This is a genomic window from Enterobacter sp. BIDMC109 (genome assembly GCF_001037885.1).
Taxonomy (GTDB): domain Bacteria; phylum Pseudomonadota; class Gammaproteobacteria; order Enterobacterales; family Enterobacteriaceae; genus Enterobacter; species Enterobacter hormaechei_C.
Map to the genome: position 1 here is coordinate 3,615,894 of NZ_KQ090002.1, position 21,048 is coordinate 3,636,941.

Genomic DNA, 21,048 nt, shown 5'->3' on the forward strand with positions numbered 1-21,048 from the left:
CTTTTTTGATAACAAAACACACTACGAGGTGTACTATTTTTACCCGAGTCGCTAATTTTTGCCGTAAAGTGCTGAGCCGCGAAGAGAGCATGGCGAACGACGCTATTGCACAGCCACACATGTCGGTCATTCCGCGTGAGCAGCACAATATTTCCCGCAAAGATATCAGTGAAAATGCCCTCAAGGTGCTCTATCGTCTGAATAAAGCAGGCTACGAGGCCTATCTCGTCGGCGGCGGGGTGCGCGATTTACTGCTGGGCAAAAAACCAAAAGATTTCGACGTGACGACCAGCGCCACGCCTGAGCAGGTGCGTAAATTATTCCGCAACTGCCGTCTGGTTGGCCGCCGTTTCCGTCTGGCGCACGTGATGTTTGGACCGGAAATTATTGAAGTGGCGACCTTCCGCGGTCACCACGAAGCGGGCGTTAACGATCGCACGACTTCCCAGCGCGGCCAAAACGGCATGCTGCTGCGTGACAACATCTTCGGCTCTATTGAAGAAGATGCTCAGCGTCGCGATTTCACCATCAACAGCCTTTACTACAGCGTGGCGGATTTTACCGTGCGCGATTACGTCGGCGGTATGCAGGATCTGAAAGACGGCCTGATTCGCCTGATCGGCACGCCGGAAACGCGCTATCGCGAAGATCCGGTCCGAATGCTGCGCGCCGTGCGTTTCGCCGCCAAGCTGAACATGCGTATCAGCCCGGAAACCGCAGAGCCGATCCCGCGTCTGGCAACGCTGATCAACGACGTGCCCCCTGCCCGTCTGTTTGAGGAGTCGTTAAAGCTGCTCCAGGCAGGCTACGGGTTTGAAACCTACAACCTGCTGCGTGAATACAACCTGTTCCAGCCGCTGTTCCCGACCATTACCCGCTACTTCACCGAAAACGGTGACAGCGCAATGGAGCGGATAATTGCGCAGGTGCTGAAGAACACCGATACCCGTATTCATAACGATATGCGCGTGAATCCGGCGTTCCTGTTCGCGGCCATGTTCTGGTATCCGCTGCTGGAAACGGCGCAGCGCATTACCCAGGAGAGCGGTCTCGCCTATTATGATGCGTTCGCGCTGGCGGCAAACGACGTGCTGGACGAAGGCTGTCGCACGCTGGCGATCCCGAAACGTATTACCACGCTGGTGCGTGATATCTGGCAGCTTCAGCTGCGTATGTCCCGCCGTCAGGGTAAACGCGCCTGGAAGCTGATGGAGCATCCTAAGTTCCGCGCCGCGTTCGATCTGCTCTCTCTGCGTGCTGAAGTTGAAAGGAACCCGGAACTACAGCGCCTGGCGCAGTGGTGGGGCGAGTTTCAGGTTTCTGCGCCACCGGAGCAAAAAGATATGCTTACGGATCTGGATGATGAACCGGCACCGCGCCGTCGTCACCGTCGCCCGCGCAAACGCGCACCGCGTCGTGAAGGCACGGCATGACCCTTGCGTATATCGCCATCGGCAGCAATCTGGCCTCTCCGCTGGAGCAGGTTAACGCTGCCGTGCAGGCTCTGGGAGAGATCCCCCAAAGCCGCATCGTCGCGCTGTCCTCATTTTACCGTACGCCGCCGCTTGGCCCGCAGGATCAGCCTGATTATCTGAACGCCGCCGTGGTGCTGGAAACGACCCTTGACGCAGAAACGCTGCTGGATAATACCCAGCGTATTGAGCTACAGCAGGGTCGCGTCCGCAAAGCCGAACGCTGGGGACCGCGCACGCTCGATCTCGATATTATGCTTTTCGGTCACGAGGTGATTAACACCGAACGCCTCACCGTTCCGCATTACGACATGAAAAACCGTGGGTTTATGCTCTGGCCGCTGTTTGAAGTCGCGCCCGATCTCACCTTCCCTGACGGCTCCTCACTGCAAGCCGTTCTGCAAAATCTCAACGCGGATAAACCGGCCCGCTGGTAATCCCGCCTCCGCATCGATTAACCATTCCTTATTTGCGGTTAATCGATTGCCTAAAATCATTGTTCCCTCAAATGTTACTGTTAGAATGCGCAAAGATTCGCTTTTGGGCCATCAGGAAACAGTATGAAACCAACCACCATCTCCTTATTGCAGAAATGCAAACAGGAAAAAAAACGCTTCGCCACTATCACCGCGTATGACTACAGCTTCGCAAAACTGTTTGCCGAAGAAGGGATCAACGTCATGCTGGTCGGAGACTCGTTAGGGATGACGGTACAAGGACATGATTCCACTCTGCCGGTCACGGTCGAGGATATTGCTTACCATACCCGCGCCGTGCGCCGGGGTGCCCCCGCCTGCCTGCTGCTTTCCGATCTGCCGTTTATGGCGTATGCCACCCCGGAGCAGGCCTTCGAAAATGCGGCGACAGTGATGCGCGCCGGCGCCAATATGGTCAAAATCGAAGGCGGCGCCTGGCTGGTCGATACGGTGAAAATGCTCACCGACCGCGCCGTGCCGGTTTGTGGTCATTTGGGGCTGACGCCGCAGTCGGTCAACATCTTTGGCGGATATAAGGTGCAGGGCCGAGGCGATGCGGCGCAGACGCTGTTTGATGATGCCGTGGCGCTGGAAGCCGCGGGCGCGCAGCTGCTGGTGCTGGAGTGTGTGCCGGTTGAGCTGGCTAAGCGTATCACTGAGGCGCTGTCGATTCCGGTGATCGGCATCGGCGCGGGTAACGTCACCGATGGCCAGATTCTGGTCATGCACGACGCCTTTGGGATCACCGGCGGCCATATTCCAAAATTTGCTAAAAATTTCCTGTCAGAAGCAGGCGACATGCGTGCTGCTGTGCGGCAGTATATTGCCGAGGTTGAGTCCGGCGTTTATCCGGGCGAAGAACACAGTTTCCATTAAGGAGTCCAGGTGTGCTAATCATAGAAACCCTGCCGCTGCTGCGTCAGCATATTCGTCGGGCGCGTCAGGAAGGTAAACGTATCGCCCTTGTCCCAACCATGGGCAACCTGCACGATGGCCATATGAAGCTGGTCGATGAAGCGAGAGCCCGGACAGATATCGTGGTAGTTAGTATCTTCGTTAACCCGATGCAGTTCGATCGCGAAGACGATCTGGCGCGCTACCCACGTACCTTGCAGGAAGATTGCGAGAAGCTCAAAAAACGTCATGCGGATATCGTCTTCGCACCGGCACCCGCAGATGTGTATCCCCAGGGTACCACTGAATCGACCTACGTCGACGTGCCGGGTATTTCGACCATGCTGGAGGGCGCCAGCCGCCCGGGCCATTTCCGTGGCGTCTCCACCATCGTCAGCAAGCTGTTTAACCTTGTGCAGCCGGACATCGCCTGCTTTGGCGAGAAAGATTTCCAGCAGTTGGCGCTGATCCGCAAAATGGTTGCCGACATGGGCTACGACATCGAGATCGTCGGCGTGCCGATTGTACGCGCGAAAGATGGCCTGGCGCTCAGTTCCCGTAACGGCTATCTGACCGCCGAACAGCGTAAAATTGCGCCGGGCTTAAGCAAAGTCATGAATACCATGGCAGAGCAACTGCTGGCAAAAGAGTTAACAGCAGAAGAGATCATCGCCCTGGCTGAACAGGCGCTGAACGAGAAAGGTCTTCGTGCTGACGACGTTCAAATTCGGGATGCCGATACGCTTCTGGCACTTACAGAGACCAGCAAACGTGCGGTAATTCTGGTGGCGGCATGGCTCGGCCAGGCCCGCCTTATCGATAACAAAGTGGTTGAGCTGGCGTAGTTTTTCTACCCGGAAGATGAAAGGTAAACGTAATGATTCGCAAAATGCTGCAAGGTAAACTTCATCGTGTGAAAGTCACTCAGGCCGACCTGCATTATGAAGGCTCCTGCGCGATCGACCAGGATTTTCTCGACGCGGCGGGTATTCTCGAAAACGAAGCCATTGATATCTGGAACGTAAATAACGGCAAACGCTTCTCTACCTACGCCATTGCCGCTGAGCGCGGGTCCAAAATCATCTCCGTCAACGGGGCGGCGGCGCACTGCGCGGACGTAGGCGATATCGTGATTATCGCCAGCTTTGTCATGATGTCTGACGAAGAAGCGCGTCGCTGGCAGCCAAAAGTAGCCTACTTTGAAGGCGACAATGAGATGAAACGTACCGCGAAGGCGATTCCGGTACAGGTTGCCTGATAATATTTATCCCACGACCCATTCCTGCGCATTTATTAAATGAATGGGTCTTTAAAAAGCATTTATAGAATTAATATTCAAACTCTCCCCGCACAACCAGACAATCCCATCACATTGATAACAAATAATTTTAAATTTACTAAACTATTCATTTAGTTTAAATCACGCACAACATCTATATTTCATTGAGATTAACAATATAATTCGCCACGAAATTTAATTTCAAATAAAAGACTTACGGGCACTTATTATTCACTCAACGAATATGGATATTTAAATGATTTCTAAAAAATATGGTTTGGCAATTGCTATGGCAAGCGTATTGGCTGCGGGTTCAGCGGTAGCAGCAGATCCTGACACCGGCACTATTACTTTCCACGGCATGGTTTCTAACAATACTTGCCAGGTCTCCCTTGACCAGAAAATCGATCAGAACGGTAACGATTTTGACGTGACTCTGGACACTGTATTTGTGCGTGATTTCGCAAACGCACTGGGTAGCACCAGCACCCTGGGTGAAAAGAAATTCAGCCTTACACTGACCGGTTGTGATACCGCAACTGTGAAGAAAGCATCTGCACAGTTCTCTTCCTGGGCTGGCTCCTCTTCTACCGAAGGCGGTCTGCTGGTTCCACCAAGCAATGCTCAGGGTTCAGCTAAGAACGTTAACCTGGTGCTGTCAAACGACGGTAACTCAGCTGTCGATCAGATCAAAATTGACCAGACTAACAACTCCCAGAAAGCAACCATCGATGAAACTTCTGGCGCAGGAAACCTGTACTACCGCGTAGCGTACACCCAGGGTCAGGGTTGGGATGCAACAAGTAATCCAGTTTCTGCTGGTACCGTGCAGGCACAGGTTGCCTTCACCATGATTTACGAATAAGAGATTCGTAAACTTTAAATTAAGCAATCCTTCATGATGAATGAGGGATTGCTTGTGTAATTCCAAAAGGAAGTGGAAAAAATGTCTCATTCAGTCTTCATTAAAAGTTTTCAAGCCGTATTGCTCGCAACTGCCGTTTTGGCCACATCGAATGCAAGTGCGGATATTGTTATTTCCGGCACCCGTATTATCTATCCACAGTCATCGAAGGATGTTGTTGTTAATCTCGATAACCATGGAACCAAACCGCTTTTGGTTCAAACCTGGCTTGATGATGGGCGTGATGGCGTAAATCCGGAAGAGTTAAAGCTTCCTTTTATCATTACCCCTCCAGTATCCCGTATTGACCCGAAAAAAGGCCAATCCGTACGTATTACCTACACAGGTACACCTTTACCACAGGATCGTGAATCGCTTTTCTGGTTCAATGTCCTGGAGATTCCACCAAAATCAAAAGCTGCGGATAAAGAGAATCTTAACCAGCTTCAGCTGGCATTCAGAACACGTATAAAATTCTTTTACCGTCCTGACGGGTTAAAAGGCTCGGCAGGTGAAGCAGCTGAGCATTTGACATGGACGCAGAAAAAAGAAGGAAACGCGGTTAAGCTTGTTGCCCATAATAATTCACCGTATAACGTCTCCGTTTCGGCGGTAACCATTAAAGCCAGTCAAAAAACATACGACGTTGATCATAAGGCCGTTCCACCGTTCAGTGATACCACAATGACGGTTAAAGGTTTAGCTTCTGCCGTAAATGGTAAAGTAGAGTTTGATTCTATTAATGACTATGGCGGCACAGACCATCACGAAGCGGGACTAAAATAGAGCACCCTTTAATACATATAATAATTAATAGCATTAACTCTGTGGAGAGCACCCTCTCTGCACTGATTAAGTGGATGTGCCATGTTATTTAAACGTTCTCTTTTATGTCTTACGATAAGTGCAGCATTGCCTTTTTATGCCTGTGCAGAAAATATCACGCCAGCAAAAGATCTGCCTGATAATGAAGAAGAGGTCGAGTTTAACGATCAATTTCTTTTAAATGGCAGCGCTAATATTGATATTAATCGTTTTTCACATGGCAACCCGGTTTTACCGGGGACCTATCGCACTAAGATCAACCTGAACGGTAAACTGAAGTCCACCGTGGAGGTCACGTTTAAAGATAACGGAACACCTCGTGCGACCCCGTGCATAACAAAACTGCTGCTGTCACAATCGGGTGTCGACACCAGCACATTGCCTGACGGACCGGAAGACGATGAAACCTGCGTCGATATTAAAAAATCTTTCGCTGGCGCTACGGTTAGCTATGACAGTGGCAAGCAGGCTATGGATTTAAATTTTCCCCAGATTTATGTGCGAAACGCCCGGCGGGCTATGTCGATCCATCGTTGTGGGATAACGGGATTCCTGCCGCTCTGCTCTCTTATGACATGAACGGCTGGCGTAGCGAGAACAACGGCAGTACATCAGAAAGTGCATATGTAGGGTTACGCTATGGCCTGAATATGGGGCCATGGCGCCTGCGCTCGCGTGGCAATTTTAACTGGGACAAAGATAGCGGCACAAAATACTCCAGTCAGGATGTCTATTTGCAGCGCGATATCACACCGTTGAGTGCCCAGTTTGTCATCGGCGACTCTTACACGCGTGGCGAGGCATTTAACTCTATGAGCCTGCGCGGCGCACGCATGTACAGTGACGATCGCATGCTGCCAATGGGGTCCACAGGCTACGCGCCTGTCATTCGGGGTGTCGCGAACAGTAACGCGAAGGTCAGCGTCACGCAGAGCGGCAATAAGATTTATGAAACCTCGGTGCCACCAGGCGCGTTTGAAATAAACGACCTGAGTACCACAGGTTACGGAAATGATTTACTGGTAACGATTGAAGAAGCTGATGGCAGCAAACGCTCCTTTACCGTACCCTTTTCATCCGTCACGCAGATGCTCCGTCCGGGAGCCTCTCGCTGGGACGTCGGTTTAGGTGAGTTAAATGATGAGTCACTTATTGATGCGCCTAAAGTGGGTTACGGTACGCTTTACTATGGCCTGAATAATACGTTCACGGGTTATATTGGCGCGCAATATACCGACATGGATTTTTATGCCGGTATTCTCGGCGTGGCAATGAACACCCCTGTTGGTGCGTTTGCATTCGACGTTACGCAATCTTATGCAGATATTGAGGGGCTGGATAAATTAAGCGGGCAAAGTTATCGTTTAACCTACAGCAAAATGATTGAGTCGACGAATACTTCCTTTAACGTTGCGGCTTATCGTTTCTCGACGGAAGACTACCTGACGCTTAACGATGCGGCGCAACTTCAGGACAGTATTAGGCACCAGAAGTACTCAAACCGTAGCTATGACTCAAACGAAGCGTTATATGCAGACTATCAGCGCACCAAAAACCAGGTGCAAATTAGTCTTAACCAACCGCTGACCTCCGGAGAAGACAATTTTGGCTCCCTGTATGTAAGCGGCACCTGGCAGGATTACTGGAACGCGACGGGCTCTACTTCCAATTACAATATTGGGTATAACAATAGCTTCACCTACGGCAGCTACAGCTTGTCAATACAGCGAACCTATGATCAGAACGGCAAGAAAGACGACAGCGTTTATTTAAGCCTAAGCATTCCATTAAGTGTATTCTCAAAAGATAGAGGGAATGCCGGTGGATTCTCGAACATCAATATGGGATTACGTTCCGACCTTAAAGGCGGCACAAGTTTTAACACGTCCGCGGGTGGAAATACGCAAGATAATAAGGTGAGTTATTCCGTTAGCGCCTCGTCAAACAGTGGTAATTATGGTGACCTGAATCAGATAAGCGGCTACGGGTCCTATAACAGTGAATATGGCCCGCTGGGGTTATCTGCCTCTTTTGGTGATGACAACAGTAAACAATATTCTGCCTCCTATAACGGTGGCATGGTCATCCATTCAGGAGGTATTGCATTTGCGCCAGGGAGTATTGGTGACAACGATGCGCTGGCACTGGTCAAAGCGAGTGGTGCGAAAGGCGCCGGTATCGGCTTTGGTAACAGCGAAATAGGCAGTTCCGGCTATGGCATTCTGCCTTATATGTCTGCCTACCGTGAAAACCGCGTATACCTTGATATCAGCACGCTGGAAAACGACGTTGAAATTAAAAACACCAGTGAAATTACGGTTCCCCGCAGTGGTTCCGTTGTGCTGGTTGATTTTGCAACCGATGAAGGTCGTTCATTAATTTTAGAACTTAAGCGCACCGATAACGGATTTATTCCTTTAGGCGCTGATGTTTTAAATGAAAAAAATGAATCTATTGGCACCGTGGGACAGGCGGGGCAAGCCTATGTCCGCGGCGTTGAGGATGAAGGCACGCTTCATGTTGTCTGGGGAAGCGATAAAGACAGTAAATGTGACGTGCATTATAACGTCTCATCACATGCTCAAAAAGTAGGACTTACAACGGTGCTCAGCAATCAAGTGTGCCAGATGTAATTATTCGGGAAAATAGACGAGAGTTTGTATGAAAAAAAATCTTTATAGCCTGTCAGTCGTTGCCGTAACGATGCTGGCGTTATCAGGTTCGGCGCTCGCCGAGGGCACGAATCTCGATGTTAACTTTACGGCCAATATCCGTGAAACCACTTGTGATATGAAACTGATGGGCGGTACGGGTTCCGATACGGATCAAACACTGCTCATTGGTAACGGCGGCCAGGTGCGTCTCGACGATGTCAAAGCTGGCACCGCAAATGCCAATTTCAAAATTGTGATTGTTGAATGCCCGGCCTCTCTGACCTCACTGAAAGCCACGGTAAAAGGAAGCCAATCGGGTTATTTGCTTAGCGGCCTTGTTAATCAAAAACCAAAAGCCGATGGAGGCGCAGATTTCTCTGCTGTTGAAATTGCCAGAGCCAGCGCACCGGAGGCCCCTTTTATCATCAACTCTGACGATGATGCTAAGCGACTGGTCTGGAGTGCAACAGAAATCCAGAATAAAGAAGTTCCTTTAGTAGCCACAATACGTGAAACCAAAGTTAATAGCATGACAGTTGGTGATTTTGAGGCTACTGCGACTTTTGAATTTAGCTACGAGTAATTGGTGCAGGAAAACGGAGCAACATTATGAAATTTAAATCTACTTTTATCGCCCTGTCCGTTTCTGCACTTCTGTATTCGGGAATGGCAAACGCAGCAATTACAGGTACTGACAGTGTTAAATTAACGATAAAATCAAAAATAGTCTCGGGCACGTGTACAGCAAAAGTGCTTAACGGTGCAGGAACTGCGTCCACTGAAATTGCGTTTGGCGACGTATATAAAACCGATCTGGTAAATAAGACTCGTGTCGAGCCGTTAAAAATTGCCTTTACAAACTGCTCTGGTGTAACTAAGGCAACGGTAGCCGCAGCGAGTGGTGCAGGTGGGGGATGCTCGGGTCCGAAAACGGACGGAGATTCTTATTCTGCTGGGTTAGCAACAGGCTTCGAAATCTGGTCAGGAGTTGTAGATACTGGCGTAATGTTGAGTTGCAAAAGGCCTCCGGCGGCACAGGAGGTCACCATTGCTGACGGTGTAGGGGAATTCCCGATGAACTCACGCATTGTGATTGCGAAAGACAGAAATATTGCCGATGTTGGCACAGGTGCCGTTACTGCGCCAGTAACCTTCACAGTCACCTATCAATAATTCCAGGAACCATTATGCAACAATCACCGTTTAATTTACACCAGCCCGGTCTTGTGTTGCTTATCGGTCTGGCTGGTAGCACTCTGCCTGGCGTAAGCCAGGCAGGTTCAGGTATGGATGTAAACCTGACAGCAAACATCGTTAATAATACCTGTCGGCTAAGCGTCGAAAACGGCGGAGAGATCACTTTGCCGACCGTGTCACGAGACTGGTTTTATAACAGCGACAAGAGCGATCGTTTATCGCCAAACGATGATGAAGCTGGAACGCCTTTTACCATCCACGTAGATGACTGCTATGCGAGCAGTACAGAAGGCGCAACGATTAACAAACTAAAATTTAGTTTTGCTCCGCAAAATGGTTTCTGGAGTAATCACAACCAGGTGTTTAAAAACGATGCCACAGCCGGTGCGGCTGAAAATGTGGGTATCGTTATTTTTTCAGATACGTTCAAAACTAACGTCCTGAACAGCGACGGGACATCAAACGTTATTTACGATGTCAGTGGAAGTAGTGAGAACTATATAAAGGATTATGGCTTTTACGCACGTTATCAGAATATTGGAACGATCACCAGCGGCGCTGTGATAAGTAATGTTCTGGTTAATGTCAGCTACGAATAAAGGGATTTAGGATGAAAAAATACCTCACTATATTAGCGTTCGCAGCGTTCGGGCTGTCTGGCGCAGCACGGGCTAATTTCGAGGAGTGCAAATTTTACGGTAATGATGACTTGCAGATTATGTCTCCAGGTGCACAACCAGTTATCACTCCTCTGCCTGTGGGCACAGTAACAACTCCCATACAGATCAGTAATACGATCATTATGGAAACAACGCCTGCGTTAAAATCTCACTGTGCTGGGGGAAATGACGGTGAAAACACCTATCAGATTACCGACAACTCAATGCTGGCAGGCTACATAGATAACAAAGCCACCTTCCGGACGAATATTCCGGGTATTGTCTATACCCTGGCGATGTATCCCGATGGTAACGGCGTCACCGCGTGGTTCCCGCCCAACGCAGGGTCCTGGTATATGACCGCACCTAATGACGATCACGAAGAGTTGCTTGACGAAAAAACCTGGCATGTGCGCATGGAAATCTATCAAACCAATGGATTTCAGGGTGTTCCTTCGGATGTTAATTTTTTAACGGCCGGTGCAGGCCCGATTGGTCAGATCATTCTGGGTGATCCAAGCGATCCGAAGACATCCGATCACCCTCGTCCCCATGTGAACATGAGCGAGATGTCATTTAGCATGCCTTTAAATCGCCCGACCTGTGTCTTACGTGCGCCCACAACGGTAAATCTTGGTGACTGGTATCCCGCAGAAGTCGAAAACGGGAATACCAGCAAAGTCGAGTTCCATGTTACGGGTACATGTGTAAATACAACCGCTGTTTACTATACGTTATCCTCCACACATACCACCGCAGATAAAAAATATTTTACCAATACCGTCGAGAATACTGGTGGTGTTACTGCGGCAGGAGGCGTCGGCGTCATGATTACGGATTCTGAAAATGATCATTACCCCGTGCCGGCAGACAGTTACCAACGTGTCATTGCTATAGGAGAGGTTGTTGGGGATCCTGTTAGTATTATTGACAGATCACTTTGGGCCAGGTTGGTCAAAACCGGTAGCGATCCGGTAACCGTCGGTGTTTTCGGTACCACCGTGACCATTCAGACCACGTACGAATAACCTACCCCTGCGGCTGATTGCTGATCAGCCGCGACATTGTCTCCAGCGAATCCGTTCTCAGAATATACAGTCGCTTCAGTAAGAACGGATTATCCCCCGGCTTCACCTTCCCCTTCACCGTTGTCACTGCCAGATGAAAACCGGCATCATTCGCGGCTTTAATCGCTTTATTGTCATACCCGCCAAACGGGTACGAAACATACAGCACGCGCGGGTTGAACTGCGCCAGTGCACGCCGTGAGCGTTCAAAATCGAACAGGATCACGTGATAGCTGCGGCTCAATAAGATGGGGTGTTTATACCCATCTACGCGATGCAGGAAGTGGGTGTGAGACTGAATGTCGAACACATCCTGAATAGCCTTAATTTCCTGAACGCTCATAAACTGTAGCGATCGGGGATCCCACTTCTGAGGGTGACCTTTGATTCGGGATGAAATAATAAACGCCGTCGCGTTGAAGCCATACTCTTTCAGCACCGGATACGCGTAGCGGCTCACCGATTTCAGGCCATCATCAAAAGTGATCACCACCGCTTTCGCGGGGAGGTTCATCTTGTTACGCACGTACCCTTCAAGCTGGTACATTGTCAGCGTGGTATAGCCTTGATCGCGTAACCAGGCCATCTGATTATTAAACGCACGTACGCTGGTTGTCGTGGAGGTATGTCGAAAACGGGTGTTCTCTTCATCACGCAGGATATGGTGGTAGGTCAGAACCGGCAGTCCGTTATCTTCCTGTGCATCCAGGCTGCTGATCCACGCCAGACGATTGCCGATGCGAATTTGAAACCAGGTCTGGTTCAGGCGATCTTTCAGCTTATTCAGAATCGGATAGCGAAGATTGGCGCTTAAGGTGCCAAAGGGCGCGCTTCCGCTGCTGGGGGCGTTATACACCGGCGTGTCTTTCCAGGTGATGAGGTTTTGATTGCTGAGCGGCTTGTTCAGATCGCCCAGGCTGTCCTCAACGCGTTGCTTACCCTGCACTTTTTCCAGGTGCTCTTTATCAATAAACCCCGTACCGAATCCGAAACGAAATTCATAGTAATCCGCCGCGGCCGGAAAGACGGCGAGGATCTGCCCGGCGCGGACATTGCCCACGTTCACGACGGCATTTCCCACCTGCGCCCAGATGGCCGCATCTTCGGTGGTTTGCATATATTGGGCAGGAAGGCCTTGCTGACTGGTCAGGCTGGCAGACGCACCACCGGAGACCAGTAGCAGAAGGATAAAGATAACGCGCATGAACATGGGATATAAATCGATACGGATAATCAGTCGCCATTGTACCAAAAGCGACATCAATACCAATGTTTAATGCTTATACAGATCGTGAAGCAGAACGAAAGGCGGATTCTTCTGCTGCTGGTGCCACAGGCTGCTCACGCCCGGCGAGCCCTGCGCCACAATGGCGTGACGAAACTCAGCGCTGCTCAACGTTGCGCGCAGCGGATACATCGCTTCGAGTAAAGGCAGGCTGATACCGGAGATCACTTCACAGTTATCATGCTTATGGCTCATTAACGCCGCTGAACCGTAAGGCGCCGCGCCCGATCTGTCGGTGAGAAAAATCACGCCATCACCGGTGTCGGTTTCATGCAGCGCGTCGCACATCATCCGGCTTAGCATATTGGTGCTCAGCCCTCGCCAGTAATTTACCGCACGACATTGCGCCAGAGGGCCAAATCGGGCCTCCAGCTTCAGGTGCATTTCCTGTGCCTCTTCATCGTGGCAGGTGATAACCCATCCCAGCATAACGTCTCTCCTTAGCAGGCGAGTAGTTTATCCAGGTGAAGGTTAGTTTACGGTGATAACTGTCAAAGAAAGTGCCCGGCAAACAGAACGTCGCCGGGCAGAAGATTAGCTACGCAGCCCACGTCCACGCTGGATCAGATACCAGCACAGCAGATAGAACGCCACGATAAATACCGCCAGCACCACAACGGTGGTGAACAGCGGGACATCGGTAATGCCGAGGAAACCAAAGCGGAAGCCGCTGATCATATAGACAATCGGGTTCAGGTGCGACAGCGCCTGCCAGAACGGCGGCAGCAGCGTCAGGGAGTAGAACACCCCGCCCAGATAGGTTAGCGGCGTCAGCACGAAGGTCGGGATCAGGCTGATGTCATCGAACGTTTTGGCGAACACGGCGTTCAGCAAGCCAGCCAGTGAGAACAGGATCGCCGTCAGCAATAGCGTGAGCGCCACGAACAGCCACGAGTGCACCTGGAACGGCACGAAGAACAGCGAAATCGCCGTCACCAGAATACCCACGCACAGCCCGCGCGCCACGCCGCCGCCCACGTAACCGGCGATAATGACGTGCGTCGGCACTGGCGCCACCAGCAGCTCTTCAATGTTGCGCTGGAACTTGGCGCTGAAGAATGAGGATGCCACGTTCGCGTAAGCGTTGGTGATCACTGCCATCATGATCAGGCCCGGCACGATAAACTGCATATAGGTAAAGCCGTGCATCTCACCAATGCGGGAGCCAATCAGGTTGCCGAAAATGATGAAGTAGAGCGTCATGGTGATCACCGGCGGCACCAGGGTTTGCACCCAGATACGCATAAAGCGGTTAATCTCTTTCGCCCAGATGCTTTTCAGCGCGACCCAGTAAAGATGCGTCATGCCTTGTCTCCTTGTTTATCGTGCACCAGAGAGACAAACAGCTCTTCCAGTCGGTTCGCTTTGTTACGCATGCTTAATACCTGAACGCCCTGCGCGCTCAGCTGGGAGAACACGCTGTTGATGCCCTGCTCTCGCAGCACTTCTACCTCCAGCGTCGAGGTATCGACCAGGCGATAGTTATACCCCTCCAGCTTCGGCAGGGCACTTTTCGCCGCCAGATCGAGGATAAAGGTCTCTGATTTTAGCTTGGAGAGCAGGTTCTTCATCGAGGTGTTTTCCACCAGCTCGCCGTGCTGAATGATGCCGATGTTGCGGCACAGCATCTCTGCCTCTTCCAGGTAGTGTGTGGTCAGGATGATGGTGGTGCCTTTGTCGTTCAGATCTTTCAGGAAGCCCCACATGGAACGACGCAGTTCAATATCCACGCCAGCGGTCGGTTCATCAAGAATGAGCAGCTTTGGCTCGTGCATCAGCGCGCGAGCAATCATCAGGCGGCGCTTCATCCCCCCGGACAACATCCGCGCGCGCTCGTTACGCTTCTCCCACAGGTCAAGCTGTTTGAGATACTTTTCGCTGCGCTCCAGCGCTTCTTTGCGCTCAACACCATAGTAACCCGCCTGGTTAACAACAATCTGCTGTACCGTCTCAAACGGGTTGAAGTTGAACTCCTGCGGCACCAGCCCCAGCTGGCGCTTGGCGTTGACCACGTCTTTTTGCAGGTCGTAGCCAAACACGCTGACGCGGCCCGAGGTTTTATTGACCAGCGAGCTGATAATCCCGATGGTGGTCGATTTTCCCGCCCCGTTCGGCCCCAGAAGCGCGTAGAAATCTCCCGCTTCGACTTTAAGATCTATCCCGCGCAGCGCCTGGACGCCCCCCGGGTAGGTTTTTTTGAGCTGTTCAAGCTCCAGTGCAATCGCCATGAATTCAACTTACCTTAAGTTCTGACACACGTTGTGTGGTTTCATTAAAAGTCGGGTTACCCTATAGTAGCGCAACGCAATCACTTGGTTACAGGTCGCTAACCTCCATGAACGACATAGATACACTCATCAGCAACAATGCACTATGGTCAAAAATGCTGGTGGAGGAAGACCCCGGATTTTTTGGAAAACTGGCACAGGCGCAGAACCCGCGCTTTCTCTGGATTGGATGTTCCGACAGCCGCGTCCCCGCCGAACGTCTGACCGGTCTTGAACCGGGCGAACTGTTTGTTCACCGCAATGTTGCTAACCTCGTTATTCATACCGATCTCAACTGCCTTTCGGTTGTTCAGTATGCCGTTGACGTTCTGGAGGTTGAGCACATCATTATTTGTGGCCACTACGGCTGCGGCGGCGTACAGGCGGCGGTCGAAAATACAGAGCTGGGGTTAATCGATAACTGGCTGCTGCACATCCGTGATATCTGGTTCAAACATAGCTCACTGCTGGGCGAAATGCCGCAGGAGCGCCGTCTCGACACGCTGTGTGAACTGAACGTGATGGAGCAGGTCTATAACCTGGGCCACTCGACGATTATGCAGTCTGCCTGGAAACGCGGACAGAAGGTGTCCATCCACGGCTGGGCGTACGGTATTCACGACGGTCTGCTGCGCAATCTGGAAGTGACCGCCACCAACCGCGAAACGCTGGAACAGCGTTACCGCTCGGGAATTGCCAACCTCAAGCTTAAGCACGTTAACCATAAATAACAAAGCCGGGGGTTTTCACCCTCTCCCTGTGGGAGAGGGCTGGGGTGAGGGCATCAGCCCGCAATTATTCGTCCAGAATCACTACCTTCCCAACATACGGCAGATGGCGATAACGCTGCGCGTAATCAATGCCGTAACCCACCACGAATTCGTCCGGGATGGAGAAACCAACGAACTCCACCGGCACCTGCACTTCACGGCGCTCAGGCTTATCCAGCAGAGTACAAATCGCCAGTGATTTTGGTTCACGCAGGCTCAGGATCTCACGCACTTTAGAGAGCGTGTTGCCGGAGTCGATGATGTCCTCAACAATCAACACATCTTTGCCACGAATATCTTCATCCAGATCTTTCAGGATTTTCACATCACGGGTTGTGGACATGCCGCTGCCGTAGCTGGAGGCGGTCATAAAATCGACCTCGTGCGGCACCTGCACTTCACGGCACAGGTCTGCCATGAACATGAAAGAGCCACGCAACAGACCGACCAGCACCATTTCGCTGCCGCTGTCCTTGTAATGTTCGGTGATTTGACGACCCAGTTCGGCGATACGCGCTTTGATCTCGGCTTCCGGGATCATCACTTCAACAGTATGTTTCATATTACTAACCAAATGATTTTAGTGAAAATCTCTCAATGCGGATGACTCTCGCTCCGGCATCGATACGCAAGCCAGCCATTATACCAGTAAATGGATAAGCCTGGCGTATGAGTTATAAAAAGCAATATTTGTGATTCCGATCACAGTTGTTAATACCTATAATTAATTGCTAGCAAATAATTAACAAAACTGACGAGTACTTTTCTATGGCTGAAACAAAAACTAAACAGCCGCGTCTACTGGTGACATTAACAGCCGCGTTTGCCGCATTCTGCGCGCTGTATTTGTTAATCGGTGGCGTATGGCTGGTCGCGATTGGCGGCTCCTGGTACTACCCGATTGCGGGTCTGGTTATGGTTGGCGTAACCGTCCTGCTTTTACGCAGAAAACAATCTGCTCTGTGGCTGTACGCAGCGTTACTGCTCGCAACCATGATCTGGGGCGTCTGGGAAGTCGGGTTCGACTTCTGGGCGTTGACGCCGCGCAGCGACATTCTGGTCTTCTTCGGTATCTGGCTGATCCTGCCGTTTGTCTGGCGTCGTCTGATCGTCCCTTCCAGTGGCGCCGTGGCCGGTCTGGTCGTTGCCCTGCTGATTAGTGGCGGCATCCTGACCTGGGCCGGTTTTAACGACCCGCAGGAGATCAACGGTACGCTGAACGCGGAATCCACGCCGGCTGCGGCTATTTCGCAGGTGGCGGACGGTGACTGGCCTGCTTATGGTCGTAACCAGGAAGGTCAACGCTACTCCCCGCTGAAGCAGATCAACGCGGACAACGTGAAAAACCTGAAGGAAGCCTGGGTATTCCGTACCGGCGACCTGAAGATGCCAAACGATCCGGGTGAGCTGACCAACGAAGTGACCCCGATTAAAGTGGGCAACATGCTCTACCTGTGTACGGCGCACCAGCGTCTGTTCGCGCTCGACGCGGCTACCGGTAAAGAGAAATGGCACTTTGATCCACAGCTGAACTCCAACCCGTCGTTCCAGCACATTACCTGCCGCGGCGTCTCTTACCACGAAGCGCGCGCCGATAATGCCAGCCCGGAAGTCATTGCCGACTGTCCTCGCCGCATTATGCTGCCGGTGAACGATGGCCGCCTGTTTGCCATTAACGCTGAGACCGGCAAGCTGTGCGAAACCTTCGCCAATAAAGGCATTCTGAATCTTCAGACCAACATGCCGGACACCACGCCGGGCCTGTATGAACCGACCTCCCCGCCAATCATCACCGATAAAACCATCGTGATTGCCGGTTCGGTAACGGATAACTTCTCCACCCGTGAAACCTCCGGCGTTATCCGTGGTTTCGACGTGAACACCGGTAAACTGCTGTGGGCCTTCGACCCGGGCGCGAAAGATCCTAACGCGATCCCATCGGATGAACACACCTTTACCTTTAACTCACCGAACTCCTGGGCACCGGCAGCGTATGACGCGAAGCTGGACCTGGTCTACCTGCCGATGGGCGTGACCACGCCGGATATCTGGGGCGGTAACCGTACGCCGGAGCAGGAACGTTACGCCAGCTCCATCGTGGCGCTGAACGCAACGACCGGTAAACTGGCATGGAGCTACCAGACCGTTCACCACGATCTGTGGGATATGGATATGCCGTCCCAGCCGACGCTGGCGGACATTACCGTTAACGGTAAAACCGTACCGGTGATTTACGCCCCGGCGAAAACCGGTAACATCTTCGTGCTTGATCGTAGCAACGGTAAGCTGGTTGTTCTTGCGCCGGAAAAACCGGTTCCGCAGGGTGCGGCCAAAGGCGACTACGTCACCAAAACGCAGCCGTTCTCTGACCTGAGCTTCCGTCCGAAGAAAGATCTCAGCGGTGCAGACATGTGGGGTGCCACCATGTTTGACCAGCTGGTATGCCGCGTGATGTTCCACCAGCTGCGCTACGAAGGGATTTTCACCCCGCCGTCAGAGCAGGGTACGCTGGTCTTCCCGGGTAACCTGGGGATGTTCGAATGGGGTGGGATCTCCGTTGACCCTAACCGTCAGGTCGCCATCGCTAACCCAATGGCGCTACCGTTCGTTTCCCGCCTGATCCCTCGTGGTCCGGGTAACCCAATGGAGCAGCCGAAAGATGCGAAAGGCAGCGGTACCGAAGCCGGTATCCAGCCACAGTATGGCGTTCCTTATGGTGTGACCCTGAATCCGTTCCTGTCTCCGTTTGGTCTGCCGTGTAAACAGCCTGCCTGGGGTTACATCTCCGGTCTGGATCTGAAGACCAACAAGATCGTCTGGAAGAAACGTATTGGTACGCCACAGGACAGCATGCCGTTCCCGATGCCTGTTCCAGTGCCTTTCAATATGGGTATGCCAATGCTGGGTGGCCCAATCTCCACCGCCGGTAACGTGCTGTTCATCGCGGCAACCGCAGATAACTACCTGCGCGCGTACAACATGACCAACGGTGAGAAACTGTGGCAAGGCCGTCTGCCAGCCGGTGGACAGGCAACGCCGATGACCTATGAAGTGAATGGCAAGCAGTACGTTGTCATCTCTGCGGGTGGTCACGGTTCGTTTGGCACGAAGATGGGCGACTATATTGTCGCGTATGCACTGCCTGACGACGCTAAGTAACGAAAAAGCCCGGTGGCGCTAACGCTTACCGGGCCTACGGGTGCCCTATGTAGGCCGGGTAAGGCGAAGCCGCCACCCGGCTTTTTTTATACGGTAAAACCGAGCATCATCCCCGTATCTTCATGCTCCAGCAGATGACAGTGGGCCATATAGGCAAACTCTTTCGGCGCCTCGTGGTCGAACTTCACCAGCACCTCGCTGACGCCGCCTTCCACCCTCACCGTATCTTTCCAGCCCGCACGATGCGCCTCCGGCGCTTTACCATTTTCAGACAGAATACGGAACTGCGTGCCGTGGATATGGAACGGGTGCAGCATCATGTCGCCTTCGCCTGAAATCACCCAGCGTTCAAACTGCCCTTTCGTGGCGGCGAACATGGGCGTGTTCATATCGAACGCTTTGCCGTTGATGCGGTTGGCGTTGTGGAAATCGAAACCATGGCCGCCGTGATCCATGCCGCCCATTTTACCGTGGTCCATATTCATATGGCCCATCATCTGGCCGTGATGCATTCCCGCCATGGCCTGATTGCCGTACTTCTTCATCAGCGCCTGCATGCCCATCATGTCTAGCATCGGATCCATAGAAAGCTGAAGTTTACGCTGCGTAAGCCCGTCCAGCGACGGGAGTGCTGGCAGCGTGGTGAGGGTCTCCGGCAGCGTACCGGAGGCGGTGATCTGTAGCGGCTGAATGCGCAGGACCGGATGCGGCTTATCAAACGGCGCAACGGCCATCCCCATCTGGCTGACCGGCAGGGTCACCAGGTCAAACGCTTTGCCATCGCTGATGTCCACCAGCACCTCGAAGCGCTCCCCCATCAGCATCGGCAGCTCGCTCACCTTCACCGGCTCCGGCAGCAGGCCGCCGTCGCTTGCCACCACGTAAAGCGGGCGTTTATCGCTGGTGGCGAAGTTCAGCGAGCGGGCGTTACAGCCGTTAAGCAGACGTAAGCGCAGCCAGCCTTTTGGCGCGGCATGCTGCGGGTAGATCGCGCCGTTGGTCAGGAGTGTATCGCCAAACCAGCCTACCGCCGCGCTCATTACGTCCAGCTGATAGTCAATTTGCCCGTCAGCGTTGAATTTTTTGTCCTGCACAATCACCGGGACATCGTCGATTCCCCACTGTTTTGGCAGGCGCAGCAGGCGGCTTTCATCGTCTTCAATCAGCACCAGGCCGGCCAGCCCCATCGCCACCTGATGGCCCGTTTTGCCATGCTGATGCGGGTGGAACCAGCAGGTCGCCGCGCGTTGTTCCGGAGTAAAGGTTACGCTGCGTTTACCACCAGACCTGATAATGCCCTGAGGCCCTCCATCCACTTCGCCCGGGACTTCCAGCCCGTGCCAGTGCAGCGTGGTCTCTTCCGCAAGCGTGTTATGAATATCTACCGTCACCGCCTTCCCTTTGCGTAACTGCAACGCCGGGCCGAGCAGATTGCCGTTATAGCCCCACGTCGTGGCGGCGTGCTGACCGAACGTGGTTTTACCGGCCTGCACCACAAGCTGAATGCGGCTGCGGGCATCTGCGGCGAGTAATTCAGGAATGGGTAAAGCCGGTCTGTCGGCGGCAAAAACGGCGCGGCTCCAGAGAGGTAACGCGCTGGCAACCCCCAGTGCGGCAGAAAATTTTAAAAAATCACGACGTTGCATGTGCATTTCCTTATTTCCAGCAGGCGATCTTTTGAGCATAAACCCTCCCCTTACCGGAAGGTCAAGCACGGCGGCAATAATAAAGATCGTCGGCCTGGCATCAAGTATGCTAACGTTAATTTTCCGTGATGCAGTGGTAAAGGCAATGAAGACGTTTTTCAGAACAATTTTGTTCGCCAGCCTGATGGCGATGTGTGCGAACAGTTACGCGCTAAGTGAAAACGAAGCGGAAGATATGGCCGATCTGACGGCAGTTTTTGTTTTTCTGAAAAACGATTGTGGTTACCAGAATTTACCCAATGGGCAAATTCGTCGCGCACTGGTCTTTTTTGCCCAGCAGAACCAATGGGACCTCAGCAACTACGACAGCTTCGACATGAAGGCGCTCGGTGAAGACAGCTACCGTGATTTAAGCGGTATTGGCATTCCCACTGCTAAAAAATGCAAAGCGCTGGCTCGCGATTCACTCAGCCTGCTCGCCTACGTGAAGTAAC

General features: G+C 52.3%; 20 protein-coding genes and 1 pseudogene. 15 read left to right on the forward strand and 6 right to left on the reverse strand.

All coding sequences use genetic code 11. The features are described from left to right. Window positions 1-35 precede the first annotated feature (35 nt). The 12 genes and pseudogenes from pcnB (at window position 36) to SK62_RS17125 (ending at window position 11,388) form a co-directional block, all read left to right on the forward strand. Window positions 36-1,433: a polynucleotide adenylyltransferase PcnB gene (gene pcnB, locus SK62_RS17070; protein ID WP_026080645.1), complete on the forward strand. Its 1,398-nt coding sequence runs from the start codon at window positions 36-38 to the stop codon at window positions 1,431-1,433. After that, window positions 1,430-1,909: a 2-amino-4-hydroxy-6-hydroxymethyldihydropteridine diphosphokinase gene (folK, locus tag SK62_RS17075; protein WP_015572706.1), complete on the forward strand. Its 480-nt coding sequence runs from the start codon at window positions 1,430-1,432 to the stop codon at window positions 1,907-1,909. Before pcnB ends, folK begins: the two co-directional genes overlap by 4 nt. A 123-nt stretch (window positions 1,910-2,032) precedes the next feature. Beyond that, the gene (gene panB, locus SK62_RS17080; protein WP_015572705.1) at window positions 2,033-2,824 is read left to right on the forward strand and encodes a 3-methyl-2-oxobutanoate hydroxymethyltransferase; all 792 of its coding nucleotides are present in this window, start codon (window positions 2,033-2,035) and stop codon (window positions 2,822-2,824) included. An 11-nt stretch (window positions 2,825-2,835) separates the two neighbouring features. Then, window positions 2,836-3,687 carry a pantoate--beta-alanine ligase gene (gene panC / locus SK62_RS17085; RefSeq protein ID WP_047718807.1) on the forward strand — a complete coding sequence of 284 codons (852 nt, stop codon included), beginning with the start codon at window positions 2,836-2,838 and terminating at the stop codon, window positions 3,685-3,687. A 32-nt stretch (window positions 3,688-3,719) separates the two neighbouring features. Then, on the forward strand, window positions 3,720-4,100 hold the full coding sequence (gene panD, locus SK62_RS17090) for an aspartate 1-decarboxylase (protein ID WP_003856284.1): 381 nt from the start codon (window positions 3,720-3,722) through the stop codon (window positions 4,098-4,100). 277 nt (window positions 4,101-4,377) lie between these two features. Then, window positions 4,378-4,986, forward strand: a complete 609-nt coding sequence (locus SK62_RS17095; protein WP_032103200.1) for a fimbrial protein — start codon at window positions 4,378-4,380, stop codon at window positions 4,984-4,986. A gap of 81 nt (window positions 4,987-5,067) precedes the next feature. Beyond that, window positions 5,068-5,811: a fimbrial chaperone gene (locus SK62_RS17100; protein WP_015572704.1), complete on the forward strand. Its 744-nt coding sequence runs from the start codon at window positions 5,068-5,070 to the stop codon at window positions 5,809-5,811. An 81-nt stretch (window positions 5,812-5,892) separates the two neighbouring features. Beyond that, window positions 5,893-8,483: pseudogene (locus SK62_RS17105) on the forward strand (outer membrane usher protein). A gap of 28 nt (window positions 8,484-8,511) precedes the next feature. Beyond that, entirely contained in the window at window positions 8,512-9,087 is a 576-nt protein-coding gene (locus tag SK62_RS17110; protein ID WP_015572703.1) for a fimbrial protein, read from the forward strand. A 26-nt stretch (window positions 9,088-9,113) separates the two neighbouring features. Next, window positions 9,114-9,677, forward strand: coding sequence for a fimbrial protein (locus SK62_RS17115; RefSeq protein WP_015572702.1), 564 nt, complete (start codon window positions 9,114-9,116; stop codon window positions 9,675-9,677). Between the two features lie 14 nt (window positions 9,678-9,691). Further along, window positions 9,692-10,300, forward strand: a complete 609-nt coding sequence (locus SK62_RS17120) for a fimbrial-like protein (RefSeq protein WP_032103196.1) — start codon at window positions 9,692-9,694, stop codon at window positions 10,298-10,300. 11 nt (window positions 10,301-10,311) lie between these two features. Next, window positions 10,312-11,388: a fimbrial protein StkG gene (locus SK62_RS17125; RefSeq protein WP_045350060.1), complete on the forward strand. Its 1,077-nt coding sequence runs from the start codon at window positions 10,312-10,314 to the stop codon at window positions 11,386-11,388. A gap of 1 nt (window position 11,389) precedes the next feature. On the opposite strand, the gene SK62_RS17130 is transcribed toward SK62_RS17125, so the two are convergent. The 4 genes from SK62_RS17130 to SK62_RS17145 form a co-directional block, all read right to left on the reverse strand. Beyond that, complete coding sequence (locus SK62_RS17130) at window positions 11,390-12,637, reverse strand: polysaccharide deacetylase family protein (protein ID WP_032103194.1); 1,248 nt, start codon at window positions 12,635-12,637, stop codon at window positions 11,390-11,392. A gap of 63 nt (window positions 12,638-12,700) precedes the next feature. Then, window positions 12,701-13,141 (reverse strand): PTS sugar transporter subunit IIA, encoded by a 441-nt coding sequence (locus tag SK62_RS17135; RefSeq protein ID WP_047718809.1) that lies wholly within the window; start codon window positions 13,139-13,141, stop codon window positions 12,701-12,703. A gap of 105 nt (window positions 13,142-13,246) precedes the next feature. Next, a complete protein-coding gene (locus SK62_RS17140) occupies window positions 13,247-14,017 on the reverse strand; it encodes an ABC transporter permease (RefSeq protein WP_006810078.1) in 771 nt (256 codons plus the stop codon). Then, window positions 14,014-14,940 (reverse strand): ABC transporter ATP-binding protein, encoded by a 927-nt coding sequence (locus SK62_RS17145; RefSeq protein ID WP_017383763.1) that lies wholly within the window; start codon window positions 14,938-14,940, stop codon window positions 14,014-14,016. Before SK62_RS17145 ends, SK62_RS17140 begins: the two co-directional genes overlap by 4 nt. 107 nt (window positions 14,941-15,047) lie before the next feature. Between SK62_RS17145 and can the strand changes: the two genes are divergently transcribed. Then, window positions 15,048-15,710 carry a carbonate dehydratase gene (can, locus tag SK62_RS17150; RefSeq protein WP_003856301.1) on the forward strand — a complete coding sequence of 221 codons (663 nt, stop codon included), beginning with the start codon at window positions 15,048-15,050 and terminating at the stop codon, window positions 15,708-15,710. A 64-nt stretch (window positions 15,711-15,774) separates the two neighbouring features. Here can and hpt read toward each other — a convergent pair whose 3' ends face one another. After that, the gene (gene hpt, locus SK62_RS17155) at window positions 15,775-16,311 is read right to left on the reverse strand and encodes a hypoxanthine phosphoribosyltransferase (protein ID WP_003856303.1); all 537 of its coding nucleotides are present in this window, start codon (window positions 16,309-16,311) and stop codon (window positions 15,775-15,777) included. 206 nt (window positions 16,312-16,517) lie between these two features. On the opposite strand from hpt, the gene SK62_RS17160 reads away from it, so the two are divergent. Then, a complete protein-coding gene (locus tag SK62_RS17160; protein ID WP_047718810.1) occupies window positions 16,518-18,908 on the forward strand; it encodes a glucose/quinate/shikimate family membrane-bound PQQ-dependent dehydrogenase in 2,391 nt (796 codons plus the stop codon). Between the two features lie 86 nt (window positions 18,909-18,994). On the opposite strand, the gene cueO is transcribed toward SK62_RS17160, so the two are convergent. After that, a complete protein-coding gene (gene cueO, locus SK62_RS17165) occupies window positions 18,995-20,554 on the reverse strand; it encodes a multicopper oxidase CueO (protein WP_045333711.1) in 1,560 nt (519 codons plus the stop codon). Window positions 20,555-20,699: 145 nt separating this feature from the next. On the opposite strand from cueO, the gene SK62_RS17170 reads away from it, so the two are divergent. Continuing rightward, window positions 20,700-21,047 carry a YacC family pilotin-like protein gene (locus tag SK62_RS17170; RefSeq protein ID WP_003856306.1) on the forward strand — a complete coding sequence of 116 codons (348 nt, stop codon included), beginning with the start codon at window positions 20,700-20,702 and terminating at the stop codon, window positions 21,045-21,047. Window position 21,048: the final 1 nt, after the last annotated feature.

What these genes read in the sequence shown, in the direction of transcription:
- panB (WP_015572705.1), top strand. Translation starts at nt 2,033, where the DNA reads ATGAAACCAACCACCATCTCCTTATTGCAGAAATGCAAACAGGAAAAA.
- panD (WP_003856284.1), top strand. Translation starts at nt 3,720, where the DNA reads ATGATTCGCAAAATGCTGCAAGGTAAACTTCATCGTGTGAAAGTCACT.
- SK62_RS17100 (WP_015572704.1), top strand. Translation starts at nt 5,068, where the DNA reads ATGTCTCATTCAGTCTTCATTAAAAGTTTTCAAGCCGTATTGCTCGCA.
- can (WP_003856301.1), top strand. Translation starts at nt 15,048, where the DNA reads ATGAACGACATAGATACACTCATCAGCAACAATGCACTATGGTCAAAA.
- SK62_RS17170 (WP_003856306.1), top strand. Translation starts at nt 20,700, where the DNA reads ATGAAGACGTTTTTCAGAACAATTTTGTTCGCCAGCCTGATGGCGATG.
- SK62_RS17115 (WP_015572702.1), top strand. Translation starts at nt 9,114, where the DNA reads ATGAAATTTAAATCTACTTTTATCGCCCTGTCCGTTTCTGCACTTCTG.
- SK62_RS17110 (WP_015572703.1), top strand. Translation starts at nt 8,512, where the DNA reads ATGAAAAAAAATCTTTATAGCCTGTCAGTCGTTGCCGTAACGATGCTG.
- cueO (WP_045333711.1), bottom strand. Translation starts at nt 20,554, where the DNA reads ATGCAACGTCGTGATTTTTTAAAATTTTCTGCCGCACTGGGGGTTGCC.
- folK (WP_015572706.1), top strand. Translation starts at nt 1,430, where the DNA reads ATGACCCTTGCGTATATCGCCATCGGCAGCAATCTGGCCTCTCCGCTG.
- SK62_RS17130 (WP_032103194.1), bottom strand. Translation starts at nt 12,637, where the DNA reads ATGTTCATGCGCGTTATCTTTATCCTTCTGCTACTGGTCTCCGGTGGT.
- SK62_RS17145 (WP_017383763.1), bottom strand. Translation starts at nt 14,940, where the DNA reads ATGGCGATTGCACTGGAGCTTGAACAGCTCAAAAAAACCTACCCGGGG.
- SK62_RS17135 (WP_047718809.1), bottom strand. Translation starts at nt 13,141, where the DNA reads ATGCTGGGATGGGTTATCACCTGCCACGATGAAGAGGCACAGGAAATG.
- SK62_RS17160 (WP_047718810.1), top strand. Translation starts at nt 16,518, where the DNA reads ATGGCTGAAACAAAAACTAAACAGCCGCGTCTACTGGTGACATTAACA.
- SK62_RS17125 (WP_045350060.1), top strand. Translation starts at nt 10,312, where the DNA reads ATGAAAAAATACCTCACTATATTAGCGTTCGCAGCGTTCGGGCTGTCT.
- SK62_RS17140 (WP_006810078.1), bottom strand. Translation starts at nt 14,017, where the DNA reads ATGACGCATCTTTACTGGGTCGCGCTGAAAAGCATCTGGGCGAAAGAG.
- SK62_RS17095 (WP_032103200.1), top strand. Translation starts at nt 4,378, where the DNA reads ATGATTTCTAAAAAATATGGTTTGGCAATTGCTATGGCAAGCGTATTG.
- hpt (WP_003856303.1), bottom strand. Translation starts at nt 16,311, where the DNA reads ATGAAACATACTGTTGAAGTGATGATCCCGGAAGCCGAGATCAAAGCG.
- SK62_RS17120 (WP_032103196.1), top strand. Translation starts at nt 9,692, where the DNA reads ATGCAACAATCACCGTTTAATTTACACCAGCCCGGTCTTGTGTTGCTT.